Origin of the sequence: Psychrobacillus sp. FSL K6-1267 (assembly GCF_038003265.1) — a bacterium.
In the GTDB taxonomy this organism is placed as follows: Bacteria; Bacillota; Bacilli; order Bacillales_A; family Planococcaceae; genus Psychrobacillus; species Psychrobacillus faecigallinarum.
Map to the genome: position 1 here is coordinate 1,524,088 of NZ_JBBOOR010000001.1, position 18,568 is coordinate 1,542,655.

Annotated in this window: 16 protein-coding genes; all 16 read left to right on the forward strand. The window is 37.5% G+C overall.

What is annotated here, in order from left to right; all coding sequences use genetic code 11:
- Positions 1-85: 85 nt before the first annotated feature.
- The 16 genes from yfmF to MHB55_RS07505 all read left to right on the forward strand — a co-directional run bounded on the left by yfmF (position 86) and on the right by MHB55_RS07505 (position 18,558).
- Positions 86-1,363 (forward strand): EF-P 5-aminopentanol modification-associated protein YfmF, encoded by a 1,278-nt coding sequence (gene yfmF / locus MHB55_RS07430; RefSeq protein WP_340862895.1) that lies wholly within the window; start codon positions 86-88, stop codon positions 1,361-1,363.
- A complete protein-coding gene (gene yfmH, locus MHB55_RS07435) occupies positions 1,356-2,660 on the forward strand; it encodes an EF-P 5-aminopentanol modification-associated protein YfmH (RefSeq protein WP_340862896.1) in 1,305 nt (434 codons plus the stop codon). The genes yfmF and yfmH overlap by 8 nt, the downstream gene beginning before the upstream one ends.
- Positions 2,653-3,384, forward strand: a complete 732-nt coding sequence (gene ymfI, locus MHB55_RS07440) for an elongation factor P 5-aminopentanone reductase (RefSeq protein WP_154311091.1) — start codon at positions 2,653-2,655, stop codon at positions 3,382-3,384. The genes yfmH and ymfI overlap by 8 nt, the downstream gene beginning before the upstream one ends.
- A 116-nt stretch (positions 3,385-3,500) precedes the next feature.
- On the forward strand, positions 3,501-4,310 hold the full coding sequence (locus MHB55_RS07445) for a DUF3388 domain-containing protein (RefSeq protein ID WP_151110492.1): 810 nt from the start codon (positions 3,501-3,503) through the stop codon (positions 4,308-4,310).
- Between the two features lie 16 nt (positions 4,311-4,326).
- Entirely contained in the window at positions 4,327-5,196 is an 870-nt protein-coding gene (locus tag MHB55_RS07450; protein WP_154311090.1) for a helix-turn-helix domain-containing protein, read from the forward strand.
- 50 nt (positions 5,197-5,246) lie between these two features.
- The gene (pgsA, locus tag MHB55_RS07455) at positions 5,247-5,825 is read left to right on the forward strand and encodes a CDP-diacylglycerol--glycerol-3-phosphate 3-phosphatidyltransferase (protein ID WP_144538115.1); all 579 of its coding nucleotides are present in this window, start codon (positions 5,247-5,249) and stop codon (positions 5,823-5,825) included.
- A 15-nt stretch (positions 5,826-5,840) separates the two neighbouring features.
- On the forward strand, positions 5,841-7,097 hold the full coding sequence (locus tag MHB55_RS07460) for a competence/damage-inducible protein A (RefSeq protein ID WP_154311089.1): 1,257 nt from the start codon (positions 5,841-5,843) through the stop codon (positions 7,095-7,097).
- A gap of 172 nt (positions 7,098-7,269) precedes the next feature.
- Positions 7,270-8,337, forward strand: coding sequence for a recombinase RecA (gene recA / locus MHB55_RS07465; protein WP_225215853.1), 1,068 nt, complete (start codon positions 7,270-7,272; stop codon positions 8,335-8,337).
- A 598-nt stretch (positions 8,338-8,935) separates the two neighbouring features.
- Positions 8,936-10,489, forward strand: a complete 1,554-nt coding sequence (gene rny / locus MHB55_RS07470; protein WP_144538257.1) for a ribonuclease Y — start codon at positions 8,936-8,938, stop codon at positions 10,487-10,489.
- A 77-nt stretch (positions 10,490-10,566) separates the two neighbouring features.
- Entirely contained in the window at positions 10,567-11,364 is a 798-nt protein-coding gene (locus MHB55_RS07475; RefSeq protein ID WP_144538117.1) for a TIGR00282 family metallophosphoesterase, read from the forward strand.
- Positions 11,365-11,450: 86 nt separating this feature from the next.
- The gene (locus tag MHB55_RS07480) at positions 11,451-11,717 is read left to right on the forward strand and encodes a stage V sporulation protein S (protein ID WP_144538118.1); all 267 of its coding nucleotides are present in this window, start codon (positions 11,451-11,453) and stop codon (positions 11,715-11,717) included.
- A gap of 263 nt (positions 11,718-11,980) precedes the next feature.
- On the forward strand, positions 11,981-13,735 hold the full coding sequence (locus MHB55_RS07485; RefSeq protein WP_340862898.1) for a 2-oxoacid:acceptor oxidoreductase subunit alpha: 1,755 nt from the start codon (positions 11,981-11,983) through the stop codon (positions 13,733-13,735).
- Positions 13,722-14,588, forward strand: coding sequence for a 2-oxoacid:ferredoxin oxidoreductase subunit beta (locus tag MHB55_RS07490; RefSeq protein ID WP_144538120.1), 867 nt, complete (start codon positions 13,722-13,724; stop codon positions 14,586-14,588). Before MHB55_RS07485 ends, MHB55_RS07490 begins: the two co-directional genes overlap by 14 nt.
- A 768-nt stretch (positions 14,589-15,356) precedes the next feature.
- Positions 15,357-16,904, forward strand: a complete 1,548-nt coding sequence (gene miaB / locus MHB55_RS07495; RefSeq protein WP_340862899.1) for a tRNA (N6-isopentenyl adenosine(37)-C2)-methylthiotransferase MiaB — start codon at positions 15,357-15,359, stop codon at positions 16,902-16,904.
- Positions 16,904-17,338 (forward strand): RicAFT regulatory complex protein RicA family protein, encoded by a 435-nt coding sequence (locus MHB55_RS07500; protein ID WP_144538122.1) that lies wholly within the window; start codon positions 16,904-16,906, stop codon positions 17,336-17,338. Before miaB ends, MHB55_RS07500 begins: the two co-directional genes overlap by 1 nt.
- A gap of 230 nt (positions 17,339-17,568) precedes the next feature.
- Positions 17,569-18,558 carry a TAXI family TRAP transporter solute-binding subunit gene (locus MHB55_RS07505; protein WP_151110482.1) on the forward strand — a complete coding sequence of 330 codons (990 nt, stop codon included), beginning with the start codon at positions 17,569-17,571 and terminating at the stop codon, positions 18,556-18,558.
- The last annotated feature ends 10 nt before the right edge of the window (positions 18,559-18,568 follow it).

The following is an 18,568-nucleotide window of genomic DNA, read 5'->3' on the forward strand; positions in this document are numbered from 1 at the left end:
CTTTTGTTTGTATTGATATAATTAGAAGATGTATAGTGAAAAGGTATATGAGCAACACTAGAAAGAAAAAGGGGGAATTATTTTCATGTTTCAACATTTTGAATTAGCCAAAGGTGTTCAGCTTTATATAAGACCTACTGAGCAATTTAAGACCATTAATATTTCTTTTAAATGGAAAAAACCATTAACTGTAGAAACAGCAGCTATTCGTGCTGTCTTAGCAAATGTGCTGCAGTATAGTAATGCAGAATATCCTACCTACGCTTCTTTTAGAAAGCGATTAGATGAATTGTTTGGAGCTATTTTATATTTTGATACATCTAAAAAAGGTTTAAACCATATTTTTTCTTTAAATGCTGAAACGGTAAACGACGCATATTTGTCTAATGAAACTGTAGTTGATGAGGTACTTTCATTACTGCAGACAGTTCTTTTTAAACCGAACTTGGACAACGGGAAATTCGTAGAGTCAGTAGTAAAAAGAGAGAAAGAGCAAGTTATAGAGCGTATCCAGTCAATGTATGATGACAAAACCCGCTTTGCACAACAAAGATTACTTGAGAATATTTTACCAAACCATCCTGCCTCAATTAGTGCAAATGGTGATGTGGAAACAGTAAAACAAGTGACTAATGAGCAGCTAGTTGAAATGCATCAAACTTTGCTTACTAAAGAACCACTGTCAATTTATATTGTAGGAGATGTAAATGTAGAAGAAATGAAAGCTAAAATTGGAGAGTATTTCCCATTTGAAGGCCGTTCTGCAGACATCCCTAAAGAAACCGAAAGTGCTGTTTCAACTATCAACACAGATTTTGTCCATGAAAAACAAGACATGAAGCAGGGGAAATTACATATTTCTTATCGTACTCCAGTCACGTTTTACTCTAAAGAGTTTCCAATCATGCAAATTACTAATGGTATTTTGGGAGGCTTTGCACATTCAAAAATATTTATGAATGTGCGTGAAAAGGAAAGTATGGCATATTATGCTTCTAGTAGCTTTTCTTCTCTTTATGGCCGTATTTTTGTTCTTGCAGGGATTGATCCTACAGTAGAGGAAAAAGCTGTAGCATTGATAGACGAACAGTTAAAAGAGATGCAAAATGGAGAAATAACAGATTTAGAAATCAATCAAACAAAATCAATGCTTAAAAACCAACTAAAAGAATCCCTTGACTCTGCTAGGGCACAAATAGAAATCTATGATCAATATAAAGAACTTGATGAATCCTTCACAGTGGAGAACTGGACAGCTAAGTGGGAAAAAGTAACGAAGGAGCAAATTCAAGAGATGGCAACAAACATCCAAAAAGAATTTGTCTATTTCTTATCTGGTAAGGACGGTGCAGACAATGAATAAAACTCACTTTGAACAATTAGAAGAAACGCTCTACCATGAAGAACTTTCCAATGGATTAAATGTTTATATTTTGCCAAAGAAAGGCTTCTCTAAAACTTATGTAACCTTTACAACAAAATACGGTTCAATTGACCGAGAATTTATCCCACTTGGAAAAAAAGATCCTGTCATAGTGCCTGACGGAATAGCCCACTTTTTAGAACATAAAATGTTTGAAAAAGAAGAAGGGGATGTTTTTCAAAAATTTAGTGAAAACGGGGCTTCTGCTAATGCATTTACTTCCTTTACTAGAACCTCCTATCTGTTTTCTTCTACTGACAATATTTTAGAAAACACAAAAACTCTTCTTGATTTTGTACAGGAGCCATATTTTACTGAGCAAACGGTGGAAAAGGAAAAGGGTATAATCGGCCAAGAGATTACAATGTACGATGATCAGCCGGACTGGCGTTTATACTTTGGAACGATTGAAAATATGTATAAGGAGCATCCGGTGAAAATTGACATCGCAGGAACAATCGAGTCAATTAGCCATATTACAGCGGAACATTTATACGAGTGCTACAATACTTTCTATCACCCATCTAATATGGTGCTGTTCGTAGTGGGAGCAGTGGATCCTAAAGAGATGATGGAGTTTGTAAAAGATAATCAAGCGAAGAAGGATTTTAAAGCTCCTGAGGAAATTGTTCGTTTTTATCCAGAGGAGCAAACGCAGGTGGATAAAAAAGAGCGTACACTTAAAATGGATGTCCAAAAATCCAAGCTTCTATACGGTGTCAAATCGAGTAATGTTAATATTACTGGGGAAGAGATGCTAAACTATGAGTTGGCAATGCAGGTTGCTGTTGAACTTATATTCGGTAGAACCTCCGCCTTTTTCCAAGATGTTTATGAAAAAGGACTAATAGATGAATCCTACAGCGCAGACTTCTCGATGGAAGAAGGGTATGGTTTTGCGATGATTGGTTCAGATACCGCAAACGTAGATGAACTTAGTCAGAGTATAAAAGAAACTATTAACAAGTCCGCAACAAATTGGACATTTGAAGAGAAAGACTTAAAACAAATTACAAGAAAAAAAATCGGGCATTTCTTGAGAGCCCTCAATTCTATTGAATATATTGCAAACCAATTTACGCGCTATAAATTTAATGATATGAATTTATTCGACGTAGTGCCTGCTTTAGAAAATTTGAAAATGGAGCAGGTTAAAACAGCTTTTGAAGCATTTAAGGACGAAAATACACATACCGTATTTAAAATTATTCCTTCGAAAGAAACAAATAATGGATAAAAGATTTGCTTTAGTAGTAGGAGCATCTGGAGAGATAGGGATTGCAGTCAGTCATAGTCTGGCTGAGTCGGGATGGTCCTTATACCTTCATTTTGCTAGCAATAAAGAAAAAATGGATGAACTTTTAGCTACTTTGAATCTTGCTTATCCTGAACAGGAATTTATATCCATTCAAGCTGACCTCTCAGACTCTAATGCAATAGAAATAATGGCAAATTCTATATTCACATTGCAATCTGTAGTATTTGCCCAAGGGCATAGCTTGTATAAAGGACTGGAGGAAACTGCTTTAAATGAGATTCAGAAGCTTTTCCAAGTTCATATTGAGCATCCAATGTTTTTAGTTGGGAAGTTATCTCCGAAGCTACGTAAACATGAGCATAGCTCAATCATCTTTGTCGGCTCTATTTGGGGTGAGACAGGTGCTTCCTATGAAGTTGCCTATTCTGCTGCCAAGGGTGCTCAGCATGCTTTCGTTAAGGCTTATGCGAAAGAGGTTGCCATGCAGAAAACAACGGTGAATGTGGTCGCTCCAGGTTTCATTGATACGAAAATGAATGCTCATCTAGACGAAGAATCACGAAATCTTATATTAGAAGAAATTCCTTCAGGTATATTCGGTAACCCTCAGGACGTAGCGAATGTCATCGCCTTTTTGGCTAGTGAAAAAGCATATTATATTACCGGCCAAATTATCCGAGTAAATGGTGGATGGTATATTTAAGTAAAAGAAAAGAGAGAATTGCCTCTCTTTTCTTTTTTCCTTTTATTCAGGTATAAAATCATATATGATAGAACTATTAATGAAGTGAAAACGTCATTCTAAACAGGGAGGAATACATGTTGGCAAGTGAGTGGTTTTTTGAATATGAAATTCAAGTAAATCGTCCCGGACTTTTAGGAGACATTTCTTCTCTATTAGGTATGTTACGCGTAAATATAGTTACAATTAATGGAGTGGACGAGGGTAGACGTGGTATGCTCATTAAGGCAGAGAAAAAAGAAAATATTGAACGCTTTGAGCACATCATTTCTACAATGGAAACGATTCATTTGACTAAATTCCGTGAGCCTAAGTTAAGAGACCGTTTAGCTGTTCGTCATGGAAGGTACATACAAAGAGATGCGGATGATAGAAAGACTTTTCGTTTTGTAAGAGATGAGCTTGGACTTCTTGTTGATTTTATGGCTGAAATTTTTAAACAGGAAGGACACAAGCTGATAGGTATAAGAGGAATGCCACGAGTTGGAAAAACAGAGTCTGTAGTGGCGGCTAGTGTATGTGCGAACAAAAAGTGGATTTTCTTATCGTCTACCATGATTAAGCAAACTATTAGAAATCAGCTCGCAGGAGATGAATTCAGTGATCGTAATATTTTTATACTGGATGGTATTGTTACCCGAAAATCAAACGATGAAAAACATCTCCAGCTAGTAAGGGAAATGATGAGGATGCCTACTATTAAAGTAGTTGAGCATCCAGATATGTTCATCCAGCATTCAGAATATTCCATTGAAGATTTTGATTATATAATTGAGCTTCGCCATAGTCCTGATGAGGAAATAACGTATGAAATGATGGAGAAGAATCACGGTATGTCCGACAAGGGAATGGGTGGCTTTGGCGGATTTGGCGGATTTAATTTTTAACGGGTAGGTGTTTTATATGACTGAACTTGGAACTCGCTTAAAAGAAGCGAGAATAGCAAAAGGCTATAGTATTGAGGATTTACAAGAAATAACTAAAATACAAAAAAGATATTTGGCGAATATTGAAGAAGGAAACTATTCAACAATGCCAGGAGCCTTTTATGTAAGAGCTTTTATTAAGCAATATGCAGAAGCTGTCGGCTTAAATGGCGATGAACTTTTAGAAACTTACAAAGCAGAAATTCCAAGCCCTGCAAATGAGGAAGTTGCTAAAAGCATACCAACTACACCATCAAGAAGAACCTTAGGTGGGCGATCTTCGAATAAGTTTATGGAGATAGTGCCGATGATTATAGTTGCATTGTTTATTGTAGCGATTATTGTGATTGTATGGGTATTAAGACAGAATTCGCCTGAAGCAGACGATTCAAGTGAATTGAAAACTGAAGAAAATGTAACACTAGAAACGAACCGTCCTTCAACTGATCAAACAGCAGTAGATAACGAAGAGGAAGAAAAGGAAAAAGAGGCAGTAGTGGAGGAAGAGGAAGAGGCAGAGAAACCTACACCTGAGCAAGTGGTTACCTTAGTGGGAACCGCGGGAGAAACTACTACTTATACTGTCAGCGGTTCAGAGACTTTTAAGCTTAAAGTTGTGGCTAATAGTGCTAAAACTTGGTTAAACTTAAAAGATCAGGATAGTAATAAATTATATGATAGCTGGGTCAATTCAGGGACTCCATACGAATTGGATGTAACAGATAAGTCCCAAATCCGTGTTCGTGTTGGGGATGTTCCAATCAGCGAGGTATATATTAATGACCAGTTAGTAGAATTTCCAACGGATAAAAGCCCACAAAATTTAGTTATACAGTTCAACAAATAGTCATCGATGAGATGGCTATTTTGTTTGAAAGATGAAAGGAGTTTTTCAAAATGAATATACCAAATAGAATTTCTATGTTTCGAATTTTTTTAATCCCAATTTTTATGATTTTTATGCTAGTAGACTTTAACTGGGGAGAAGTTAGCTTTTTAGGTGCAACAATTCCAACCAATCATCTAATAGGTGCAATTATTTTTATTATCGCCTCTATTACTGACTTTATCGATGGCTATTACGCTCGAAAATATAATTTAGTAACTAATATGGGTAAATTTTTGGACCCATTAGCAGATAAATTGCTTGTGTCAGCAGCATTAATAATTCTTGTTCAGTTTGGAGTTGCACCAGCTTGGGTAGTTATATTAATTATCAGCCGCGAATTTGCCGTGACTGGACTACGATTAATTTTAGCTAATACTGGAGAGGTAGTGGCGGCAAACCAGCTTGGCAAGATAAAAATGTGGACACAAATAATTGCGATTTCATCCTTACTATTAGGAAATGTATTCTTTGAAATGTTCAACTTCCCATTCGATATGATTATGCTGTATGTTTGTCTATTCTTCACAGTATGGTCGGGATTTGATTATTTCTATTTGAATCGTAAAGTGTTACTTGACTCAAAGTAGGAAGGAAGTATAGGAATGAAAGCAGAGATTATTGCGGTAGGTTCAGAGCTATTATTAGGTCAGATTTCTAATACAAATGCCCGATTCATATCTTCCCAGCTCGCGGAGTTAGGGATAGACGTATATTACCATACGGTAGTTGGAGATAATCCCAATCGGTTATTAGACTCCATCAAAATCGCAGAAGAACGAGCAGACCTAATTATTTTTTCAGGAGGTTTAGGGCCTACTAAGGACGACCTAACAAAAGAAACAATTGCTAAACACCTTAACAAAAATCTTGTACTTGATGATCACGCGATTATGTATATAGAAGATTTCTTTAAAAGATCAGGAAGAATGATGACTGAGAATAACAAAAAACAAGCGCTGGTTTTAGAAGGCTGTACAGTCTTGGAAAACAAGCATGGGATGGCTCCAGGAATGCTTCTTTCAACAGAGAACCATGCATATATGTTATTACCTGGGCCCCCAAAGGAATTGGAACCGATGTTCCAATTTGAGGCTAAGCCACTACTACCTAAGTTGTTGTATAAAGAAAACGTTATTATGTCTCATGTAATACGCTTTTATGGAATAGGAGAAGCAGAGTTAGAGACACAGGTCCAAGACTTGTTAGACAATCAAACAAATCCAACTTTAGCTCCTTTGGCTTCTGATGGAGAGGTAACGTTAAGACTTACTGCGAAAGCAGACACTGAGGAAGAAGCATGGAAAAGCATTGAAATGCTACAGGCTGAAATTTTAAACCGTGTCGGTAAATATGTGTATGGCTATAATAACGAATCACTTGCCTCGAAGTTAAGAGATATTTTAATTGACAATGAACTAACAATATCTGCTGCAGAAAGTATGACGGCAGGTCTTTTCCAATCGGAGTTGGCAGCGGTCCCGGGAATGGGGGTTGCGCTAGTAGGTGGTGTTATCACTTACACTGAAGAAGTAAAAATCAATCAACTAGGTGTTAAGAAGGAAACCATTGATGAACACAGTGTAGTCTCTAGTCAGGTTGCCGAGGAGATGGCAATCCGTGTTAAAGAGAAATTTAATACAACAATTGGTGTAGGTATCACTGGAGCTGCAGGTCCAGACGGACATGGCGACCAACCGGCCGGTACGGTTTGGATTGGAATTGCCTATGGGGACGTTGCGCCAATTTCCTATAAATTGAATCTTTCTGGCATGAGAAACACGAATAGATTAAGAACTGTGAAATTTGCAATCCATTATCTTATTCGTTTACTCAGAGAAGAGGGACTTTCAAAAATATAATTTTGACTATAAAAAACGGCCCAAAATACTATTTTGAGCTGTTTTTTCCTATCAAATTATGATAGTCTTAATAAATAAACGAATAGACGTTCGCTTTTTTCTTGTAAATTTCTCAAAGACCGAGTATACTAAAGATAGTAAAAAAAATGATAGTTTCTAGGAGGAAATACATTTGGCTAATGATCGTAAAGCAGCGTTAGAAATGGCTTTAAAACAAATAGAGAAGCAATTTGGGAAAGGTTCAGTTATGAAGCTAGGAGAGAAAACAGACCGTGAAATCTCCACTTCTTCAAGTGGTTCCCTAGCTTTGGATGCAGCTCTTGGAATAGGCGGATATCCACGTGGCCGTATTATTGAAATCTATGGACCTGAAAGCTCAGGTAAAACAACAGTAGCTCTTCACGCAATTGCAGAAATTCAAAAAACTGGTGGCCAAGCAGCATTTATTGATGCTGAGCATGCATTGGACCCTGTCTATGCACAAAAACTAGGCGTTAATATCGATGAATTATTATTATCTCAACCTGACACTGGAGAGCAAGCCCTTGAAATCGCAGAAGCTCTAGTTCGCAGTGGTGCGGTTGAAATCATAGTTATTGATTCCGTAGCAGCTTTAGTACCAAAAGCAGAGATAGAAGGGGAAATGGGAGATTCTCATATCGGTCTTCAAGCTCGCTTAATGTCTCAGGCTTTGCGTAAGCTTTCTGGTGTTATTAACAAATCTAACACGATAGCTATTTTCATCAACCAGATTCGTGAAAAAGTAGGCGTAATGTTTGGTAACCCAGAGGTAACACCAGGTGGTCGTGCGCTTAAATTCTATAGTTCCGTTCGCTTGGAAGTAAGACGTGCAGAAGCTATTAAACAAGGTACTGACATTATGGGTAACAAAACAAAAATTAAAGTAGTAAAAAATAAAGTAGCTCCACCATTTAAAACTGCAGAAGTAGACATTATGTATGGAGAAGGGATTTCTCAAGAAGGAGAAATCGTCGACATAGGTTCTGAATACGATATTATCCAAAAAAGCGGTTCTTGGTATGCATACAATGAAGAACGCATAGGTCAAGGGCGAGAAAACGCTAAACAATTCTTGAAGGAAAATCCTGCTATTAAAGACGAAATCGCATCAAAAATTCGTCAATCTTTAGGAATGACTTCAAATTCATTTGTTATTGCGGCACATGAACAAGAGGAAGAAGACGGCGAATTCGAGCTACTTTTAGATGATGAAAAATAAAAAGTTAAGCTTCTTTTAGGGAAGAATTACAAAAGGTATTAAGAGTCTATCTCTTGATACCTTTTTTTAAAATAAAGTTTAAAGCTGAGAACCCCGGGATGGCATATCATACCTACGGTGGAAAATGTATATTCATCTATTATTCATTTTTCAAGGAAAATATTATTTGATAGCTTTATATAATGAGTAAGTTTGATCCAAACGACTTTTTAGGTGAAGACTCTTGGTTGTTGTTGGTGAGAAAGATAAGCTATCATACAATGGCAATAATCGAAGGAGAAGGGTTATGCTTCCTTGTGAAAAGCGTCCATCTGAAGTAAAAATTAACCATATCTATCACATATCATAATATCAATAAAAAAGTATTTACCCAAAATCACCCTATACTTTTCTTTTGCTCTTTATAATATGAAGACCCCCCTCCCCTAAAACTAATAATATTCTCCCGTTTCCTTGACAGAGTATTTCTACATCTATACAATTAAAATTGTATAATTTCTTTATTAAATGATAAAAAGGCTGTACAAATATGCACTAATTATTGCATATTTGTGCCAACTGAAACTTAAAAGTATAGCAATAGGGGGTGTTCGAAATGATGGAAATTATCATCTCCGCTTTGCTTGGTCTACTTGTTGGTGGCGCTGTTGGTTACACTTATCTGAAAAAAGTGAATGATTCAAAAGTGACTGGTGCAAAACAATCTTCTGCGCTCATTTTAGAGGAAGCAAAGCGAGAAGCAGAAGCATTAAAGAAAGAAGCACTATTAGAAGCCAAAGATGAAACTCACCAATTACGAAATGAAGCTGAATCTGACATCCGAGAACGCCGCATGGAACTGCAAAAACAGGAAAATCGGTTATTACAAAGAGAAGAGAACCTAGATCGTAAAGATGATGCTCTAAACAAGAGAGAAGTAAGTCTTGAGCGTAAAGAAGATGCTCTAACACAAAGACAACAGCATATCGAACAGAAGGAAAGTGAAGTGGATGAATTAGTTGATAAGCAACAAAGCGAGCTTCAACGTATTTCTACGTTAACACGAGAAGAAGCAAAAACAATTATTCTTCAAGAGGTAGAAAACGAACTAGCAACCGATATTGCTGTGATGACTAAAGAGTCAGAAACAAGAGCCAAAGAAGAGGCTGACAAAAAATCTAGAGAAATACTTTCACTTGCTTTGCAAAGATTTGCGGCAGATCATGTTGCTGAAACAACTGTGTCAGTTGTAAATTTACCAAACGATGAGATGAAAGGGCGAATTATCGGACGCGAAGGACGAAACATTCGTACGTTAGAAACATTAACAGGTATTGATTTGATCATTGATGATACGCCAGAAGCTGTTATTCTTTCTGGATTCGATCCTATTAGAAGAGAGACTGCTCGACTTGCTCTAGAAAAATTAGTACAAGACGGACGTATCCATCCAGCTCGAATCGAAGAAATGGTAGAGAAATCTAGAAGAGAAGTAGATGAACAAATTCGTGAAATTGGTGAACAGACTACATTTGACGTAGGTGTTCATAATTTACACCCAGATTTGATGAAAATTTTAGGTCGTTTAAGATACCGTACAAGTTACGGACAAAACGTACTAAAACATTCCACAGAGGTTGCATATTTAGCTGGACTATTAGCAGCTGAACTAGGGGAAGACGTTACATTAGCTAGACGTGCTGGCTTACTACATGACATTGGTAAAGCTATTGACCATGAAGTAGAAGGTAGTCACGTAGAAATTGGTGTAGAACTTGCTAGAAAGTATAAAGAACATCCAGTAGTGATTAACAGTATCGCTTCCCACCATGGTGATACAGAGGCTACATCTGTTATTGCGGTATTAGTAGCTGCTGCAGATGCATTATCCGCAGCAAGACCAGGTGCAAGAAGTGAAACATTGGAAAACTATATTCGCCGTCTAGAAAAGTTAGAAGAGATTTCAGAATCATATGATGGTGTTGAAAAATCTTTTGCTATTCAAGCGGGTAGAGAGATTCGCATAATGGTACGTCCAGACCAAATCGATGACATTACAGCACATCGCTTGGCTAGAGATATCCGTAAGCGAATTGAAGAAGAGCTCGATTATCCAGGTCACATTAAAGTAACAGTAATCAGAGAAACAAGAGCTGTCGAGTATGCAAAATAAATAAAGAAAAAATGAAATTGAAATTAAAAGGCTTCGAAAATGAAGCCTTTTTTTCGTGAAGGGAAGTTATTAAAATAATGAAAATTTTATTTATTGGTGACATTGTTGGATCTGTTGGTAGAGATACGTTAGAAAGCTACTTGCCAAGATTGAAAAGAAAATATAATCCAGATGTAGTAATTGCAAATGGAGAGAATGCAGCAGCAGGTAGAGGCATTACAAAAAATATTTTTAACTCCCTTTTACATATGGGGGTAGATGTAGTAACTATGGGAAATCATACATGGGATCAAAAAGAAATTATGGATTTCATTGATGATACAGATTATTTAATTCGCCCAGCTAATTTTTCAGAAGAGGCACCTGGAAAAGGAATGACCTCTGTTACGAAAAACGGTCATACTATTTCAGTTATCAATATGCACGGCAGAACCTTCTTGCCGCCGCATGAAGATCCATTTAAGATGGCAACGGAAATGGTAGAGGAAGCAAAAAAGCTATCGCCAATCGTATTTGTAGACTTTCATGCAGAAGCGACAAGTGAAAAGATTGCTTTTGGCTGGCATTTAGACGGACAGGCATCTGTCGTTGTTGGTACTCATACACATGTACAAACAGCAGATTCTCGTATTCTGCCTGGTGGTACTGCTTATATTACAGATGTAGGGATGACAGGACCTTATGACGAAGTATTAGGTATGAAAAAAGAAGATGTCCTGTACCGTTTTCAAACAAATATGCCAACTCGCTTTGAAGTGCCAAAGAGTGGGCGTTCGGTACTAAGTGGATTTTTCGTAGAGGTAGATAACAAAACAGGTAAAGCGATACATCAGGAAAGAATTTATATTAACGAAGATTATCCATTTGAGGCTTAAAAATGTCTAAATAATTTCTTCCGAGCATAAGTTAGTTTATGAACGAAAGCAAGTTCATAAATATAGCGATAAAAGGAGAAATGATAGTGGATTCTTTAAAAGTATCTTCTCGTTCAAACCCAAATTCAGTTGCTGGTGCATTAGTTGCAGTTATAAGAGAACAAGGTTATGCAGAAATGCAAGCAGTAGGCGCAGGAGCATTAAACCAAGCGATAAAAGCTATTGCTATAGCAAGAGGATTTGTTGCTCCAAGTGGCACAGACCTAACTTGCTCCCCGGCTTTCACAGATATTGTTATCTCTGGTGAAGACCGAACTGCTTTGAAATTACTGGTGGAAAAGAAAACAAAATAATATATTGTTGCAAATCGTTCTCCATAAGGAGACTTTGCACTCTATATAAGTTATTCAAAAAGTCGCTACTTATTATAAGTGGCGGCTTAAATTTTGGGGAAAGTACATACAGTACTAATTTTTTGAATAATTGGTGACGAAGCATTTCCGTCAAAGGTCTGAAATTCTATAAAAATACAGGGAATACATAGTGAATATCCCTACTTCGTGATAAACTAATGAAGGAAAAAAGCATTTAAAGAGAATAGTAAGGAGATGTTTATATGTTGCAACAGCTTTCTTGGAAAGTAGGAGGGCAGCAAGGAGAAGGTATTGAGAGTACGGGCGAGATTTTCTCTATGGCTATGAATCGCCTAGGATACTACTTATATGGATACCGTCATTTCTCTTCTCGAATTAAAGGTGGACATACTAACAATAAAATTTGTGTACGTCCTACTCAAGTACGTACCATTCCAGATAACTTAGATATTTTAGTGGCGTTCGATCAGGAAACCATTGATGTAAATTATAAAGAGCTTACAGAACAGAGTGTAATACTAGCAGATGCTAAATTTTCACCTGAGGCACCAGAGGACTGTCTAGCACCAATGTATATCGTACCTTTTACAGAGATTGCTTCTGAGCTTGGAACTTCTCTTATGAAGAATATGGTGGCAATTGGGGCAACGTCTGCTTTATTAAACTTAGACAAAGCAGTATTCCAGAGCGTTGTCGATGAAATTTTTGGTAAAAAAGGGCAAGAAGTTGTAGAAAAAAATATGCAAGCTATTCAACAAGGCTATGACACTATGGCACAGCAGCTTGGCGACCGTTTAGGAGAATGGGAGGTAGCTCCTGCTGATGGCAACCGTCGTCTATTCATGATTGGAAACGATGCAATCGCTATGGGGGCATTAGCCGCTGGAGTACGCTTTATGGCAGCGTATCCAATCACACCAGCCTCTGAAATAATGGAATACATGATTAAAAAGCTACCACTTTTCGGTGGAGCAGTTATTCAAACAGAGGATGAAATTGCTGCAGCAACAATGGCAATTGGTTCTAACTATGGTGGTGTACGTGCATTCACTGCATCTGCAGGTCCTGGTTTGTCTCTAATGATGGAGGCAATCGGATTATCAGGTATGACCGAACAACCATTAGTGGTGGTGGATACTCAACGTGGTGGCCCATCTACTGGATTACCAACAAAACAAGAACAGTCCGATTTGATGCAAATGATCTACGGCACACATGGTGAGATTCCAAAGGTTGTTATTGCACCAAGTACTGGTGAGGAAGCGTTCTACGATACGATACAAGCATTTAACATTGCAGAAGAGCTCCAACTACCGGTAATTATTCTTTCGGACTTACAATTATCACTTGGTAAGCAAACAGTAGAGCCTTTTGATTATTCTAAAATTGAAATTCGTCGCGGTCGCTTAATGATTGATGAAGAGCTTCCAGAAACTGACGATAAGGCTTACTTTAAACGCTATGAAGTAACAGAGGATGGTATTTCTCCTCGTGTATTACCTGGCATGAAGCATGCTATCCACCACGTAACAGGGGTAGAGCATGACGAAACTGGTAAGCCTTCAGAGGCAGCCTTAAATCGTAAGGCTCAAATGGATAAGCGTATGAAAAAGCTGAACTACGTTAACTTCGACCAACCGGTGTATGTCAACGCTCCTCATGAAGAAGCAGATATTTTATTTGTAGGCTTTAATTCTACTCGCGGGGTATTAGAGGAATTACAACAAACGTTAAACGAAAACGGAGTTAAAGTGAACCATGCACATATTCGCTTGATACACCCTTTCCCAACAGCAGAAATGCAGCCTTTAGTATCAAAGGCTAAAAAAGTAGTGGTTGTGGAAAATAACGCAACAGGACAATTGGCGAACATTATTAAAATGAATGTTGGCGGTCATGACAAAATAGTGAGTGTCTTAAAATACGACGGCACCCCATTCTTTCCATTAAGCCTTGCAAAACAAGTAAAGGAGATGCTAACAGATGGTAACATTTAAAGATTTTCGTAACAATGTAAAACCAAACTGGTGCCCGGGATGTGGTGACTTTTCTGTACAAGCGGCTATACAACGCGCAGCAGCAAATGTCGGCATCCAACCGCATGATCTAGCAGTAATCTCCGGAATTGGATGTTCAGGACGTATCTCAGGATATATCCATTCTTACGGCTTCCATGGTATTCACGGAAGAGCTCTACCAATCGCCCAAGGGTTAAAAATGGCCAATAAGGATTTACACGTTATCGCATCTGGCGGTGACGGAGATGGATTTGCCATCGGTATGGGGCACACGATTCACTCGATTAGACGTAATATTGATTTAACATACGTAGTAATGGACAATCAAATTTATGGATTAACAAAGGGACAAACGTCTCCTCGTTCAGCAGAAGGATTTAAAACGAAGTCAACACCGGGCGGAGCAATAGAACCTTCTGTTAAGCCGCTTGAGCTGGCACTTACATCTGGAGCTACATTTGTTGCACAGGGCTTTTCATCAGATATAAAAGAGCTGACGGCTATCATCGAAGCTGGTATTCAGCATAAAGGCTTCTCCTTTATTAATGTTTTCAGCCCATGTGTTACTTATAACAAAGTAAACACATACGACTGGTTCAAAGAACATTTAACGAAGCTATCCAACGTGGAAGGATACGATTCAACTAATCGTGAAGAAGCACTACGAGTAGTTATGGAAAACGAAGGATTAGTAACAGGTATTATCTATCAGGACGAAAATGCACCATCCTACCAAGAACAGGTACCAGGATATGCACCAACCCCACTTGTTGATCAAAACTTGAAGATGAGTGAAAAAGAATTTAGCACATTGTTAAAAGACTTTATGTAATAACAGAAGGCTCCTGGACTTTTAATGTCTAGGAGCCTTTTATTTGTGGTTTATCAATCATGCTTGAATAGTTTCTGTCTAGAAATTCAGTGGTAAAGTGGTGTTGGACCCCTGAAGTAGGGTGATAGTGTCTCGTAAATAGAAGCAAAGTGCTCCTAAATCAGTGGAACGCCCATAAATAGTAGAGAAGCGCCCCTAAATAGCTGGAACCCGCCCCTAAATAGGCGAAAGTGTCTCGTACATAGAAGCAAAGTGCTCCTAAATCAGTGGAACGTCCATAAATAGTAGAAAAGCGCCCATAAATAGCTGAAACCCGCTCCTAAAGTAGGATAAAGTGTCTCGTAAATGGAAGTAAAGTGCTCCTAAAGCAGTGGAACGCCCCTAAAAAGTAGAAAAGCGCCCCTAAATAGCAGAAACCCGCCCCTAAAATAGGAGAAAGTGTCGTAAATAGAAGTAAAGTGCTCCTAGACAAGTGGAACTCCCCTAAAAAGTAGAAAAGCGCTCCTATAACAGGGGACGCCCATAAATAGCTGAAAACTACCCCTAAGTAATGTAAATCTTATAATATGGAAATATATAAGCAAATAACGTATCCCAGTTTCTCTAAGCCTATCTAATTCTATGTAAAATATCACATAAACCTCAAAATCCTTATATATTTTGTCTAAATAAGAACTTTTAAGCTTAATACCTTGTAGCAATGGAGCACTATTCAGTATAATAGGATGGATATACGGATTTTGGCGAATGAAAGAAAGGGGAGTTCTTATGAACGAGGAATCACGTTTACAAAGTACTCAAATTAAAGAAACTACTTCTCCAGAAAAAAAAATGGAGAAAGATTATAGTAAATATTTTCAAGCAGTTTACACTCCCCCGTCCTTAAAAGATGCAAAAAAACGTGGGAAAGAAGAAGTGGCTTACCACAACGACTTTTCAATTGCAGATGAATTCAAAGGGATGGGACAAAATCGTAAATTTTATATACGTACCTACGGATGTCAAATGAATGAGCACGATACAGAAGTAATGGCTGGTATTTTCATGCAATTGGGATATGAGCCGACTAACACAGTGGAAGATGCCAACGTCATTCTACTAAATACATGTGCAATTCGTGAAAATGCGGAAAACAAAGTATTTGGTGAGCTTGGGCATTTAAAGCATTTAAGAAGAAGCAATCCTGATTTACTTATTGGTGTTTGTGGCTGTATGTCACAGGAAGAATCAGTTGTGAAGAAAATATTAAAAACCTACGATCAAGTAGATATGATTTTCGGTACACATAATATTCATCGTCTACCTAATATTCTAAACGAAGCATACCTATCAAAAGAAATGGTAATTGAAGTTTGGTCTAAAGAAGGAGATGTAATCGAGAACCTTCCACGTGTGCGTAAGGGATCTATTAAAGCATGGGTAAACATCATGTATGGTTGTGATAAGTTTTGTACATATTGCATCGTACCTTATACACGAGGTAAGGAGCGTAGCCGTCGACCAGAGGATATCATTCAAGAAATCCGTCATTTGGCAGCTCAAGGATATAAAGAAATTACCCTTCTAGGTCAAAATGTAAACGCCTATGGTAAAGATTTTACTGACTTAGACTATCGTTTTGGAGATTTGATGGATGATTTAAGAAAAATAGATGTAGCAAGAATTCGCTTCATGACTAGTCATCCCAGAGATTTTGATGATCATTTAATCGAAGTGTTAGCAAAGGGTGGAAATTTGGTAGAGCATATTCATTTACCAGTTCAATCAGGTTCAACAGATATTCTTAAAATCATGGCTCGCAAATATACAAGAGAACACTACCTAGAGCTTGTAAGAAAAATCAAGGCAGCTATTCCAAATGCTTCATTGTCTACTGATATTATTGTTGGTTTCCCTAACGAAACTGATGAGCAGTTTGAGGAAACGCTTTCTCTTTATAAAGAAGTAGGATTTGAAATTGCTTACACTTATATTTATTCTCCACGGGAAGGCACACCTGCAGCTAAAATGATTGATAATGTGCCTATGGAAGTTAAAAAAGAACGACTTCAAAGCTTAAATGCTTTAGTAAACGAAATGTCTGCCACTGCTATGAAAAAGCATGAAGGGGATATTGTAGAGGTATTAGTAGAGGGGGAAAGTAAAAACAACCCTGATGTACTTGCTGGATATACTCGAAAAAGCAAGCTAGTAAATTTCGTTGGACCGAAGGATATTATTGGTCAGCTTGTTAAAGTCAGAATTACAGATGCTAAAACATGGTCACTGACAGGTGAACTAGTAGAAGCGACAATTGAAGAAAAGGTGGGTATATAATGGCTACTAAATACACTAGAGACGATATTATTGAAAAGGCTAGAGAAATTGCTACAATGATTGCAAACACGGAAGAGGTTGACTTCTTTAAACGTGCAGAAGCACAAATTAATGAAAATCAATCCGTTCGTGAAAAAATTGCTAGCTTAAAGAGCCTACAAAAACAAGCGGTTAACTTCCAGCATCTTGGTAAAGAAAAAGCACTAAAGATGATTGAAGGTAAAATTGCTGCAATAGAAGAAGAAATCGACAATATTCCTATTGTACAAGAGTTTAAGCAATCCCAAGGCGATGTGAATAGTTTGTTACAGTTAGTTGCTAATTCAATCTCTAACAATGTTACTAACCAAATTATTGAATCGACCGAAGGAGATTTACTTAGAGGTGAAACTGGCTCTAAAGTAAAAAATACTACTTACGATAGCTGTTCATAATTATTAACGACAAAACATACATTGTATCGACAAGATACAATGTATGTTTTTTGTTTGGTATCATTTTACAATCATATGAGAAAAATTTAGCTTACGTTAAGGTTATTTCGTATTATCTTGTGTTGAATTGACGGAATTTATGCAATTGATTGACAAAGTGATGAGAAATTGTGATAGAATTATAGAGAACATTGGGGTATTTTTATATAAAAAGGGAGGAATTGTAAAATATGAAAAAGAGACAAATGAAATGGTTAGCTGTCTTAAGTATTTTTCTAATACTTTTTTTAGCAGCATGCGGAACAGATGAGTCAGGAAGTGGATCAGGTGACGACTCAGGAAAATCAAAAGATCCAAAATTTTTAAGTATTCTAACTGGTGGGACCCAAGGAACGTATTATCCACTAGGTGGTACTTTTGCTGAATTAGTTTCTGAAGAGACAGGTATAAAAACTACTGCAGAAGTATCTCAGGCATCTGCTGCGAATATGACAGCTTTACAGGAAGAAGAAGGAGATATTGCCTTCGTACAAACTGACATAGCTTATTATGGAACTGAAGGCACAGAAATGTTCGAAGGAAACAAGTTAGATACAGTAGTGGCTCTTGGCGCTCTTTACCCAGAAACTGTACAATTAGTTACCTTAGCAGACTCAGGCATTAATTCTTTTGAGGATTTAAAAGGTAAGAAGGTTTCTGTAGGGGCTCCTGGTTCAGGGACTTACGCAAACGCTGAGCAGCTTTTAGAAATTCATGGTCTATCTATAGAAGATGACATTCAAGCTCAAAACTTGGACTTTGGAGAATCTACCGATGGTTTATCGACTGGTCAAATTCAAGCAGCTTTTATTACAGCTGGTTATCCAACATCAGCAGTTGAGGCTTTAAATGCTACAAACAAAGTTAACATTATCCCAGTAAGTGAAGACAAAGCAAAAGAACTTATCGAAAAATATCCATATTATGCAGTAGATGCAGTGCCTAAAGGAACTTATGGTCTTGCAGATGAGGTACCAGCAGTATCCGTATTAGCGATGCTAGCAGTTAAAAAAGACCTTTCGGAAGATTTAGTCTACAAAATAACTAAAGGCATTTATGGAAACACAGATAAGATCAGTCACGCAAAAGGTGAGTTTATCAAAGCAGAAACAGCTCTTGATGGTATTGGTATAGATGTTCATCCAGGTGCACAAAAATACTTTGATGAAGTGAACAAGTAACGTTTAGTGA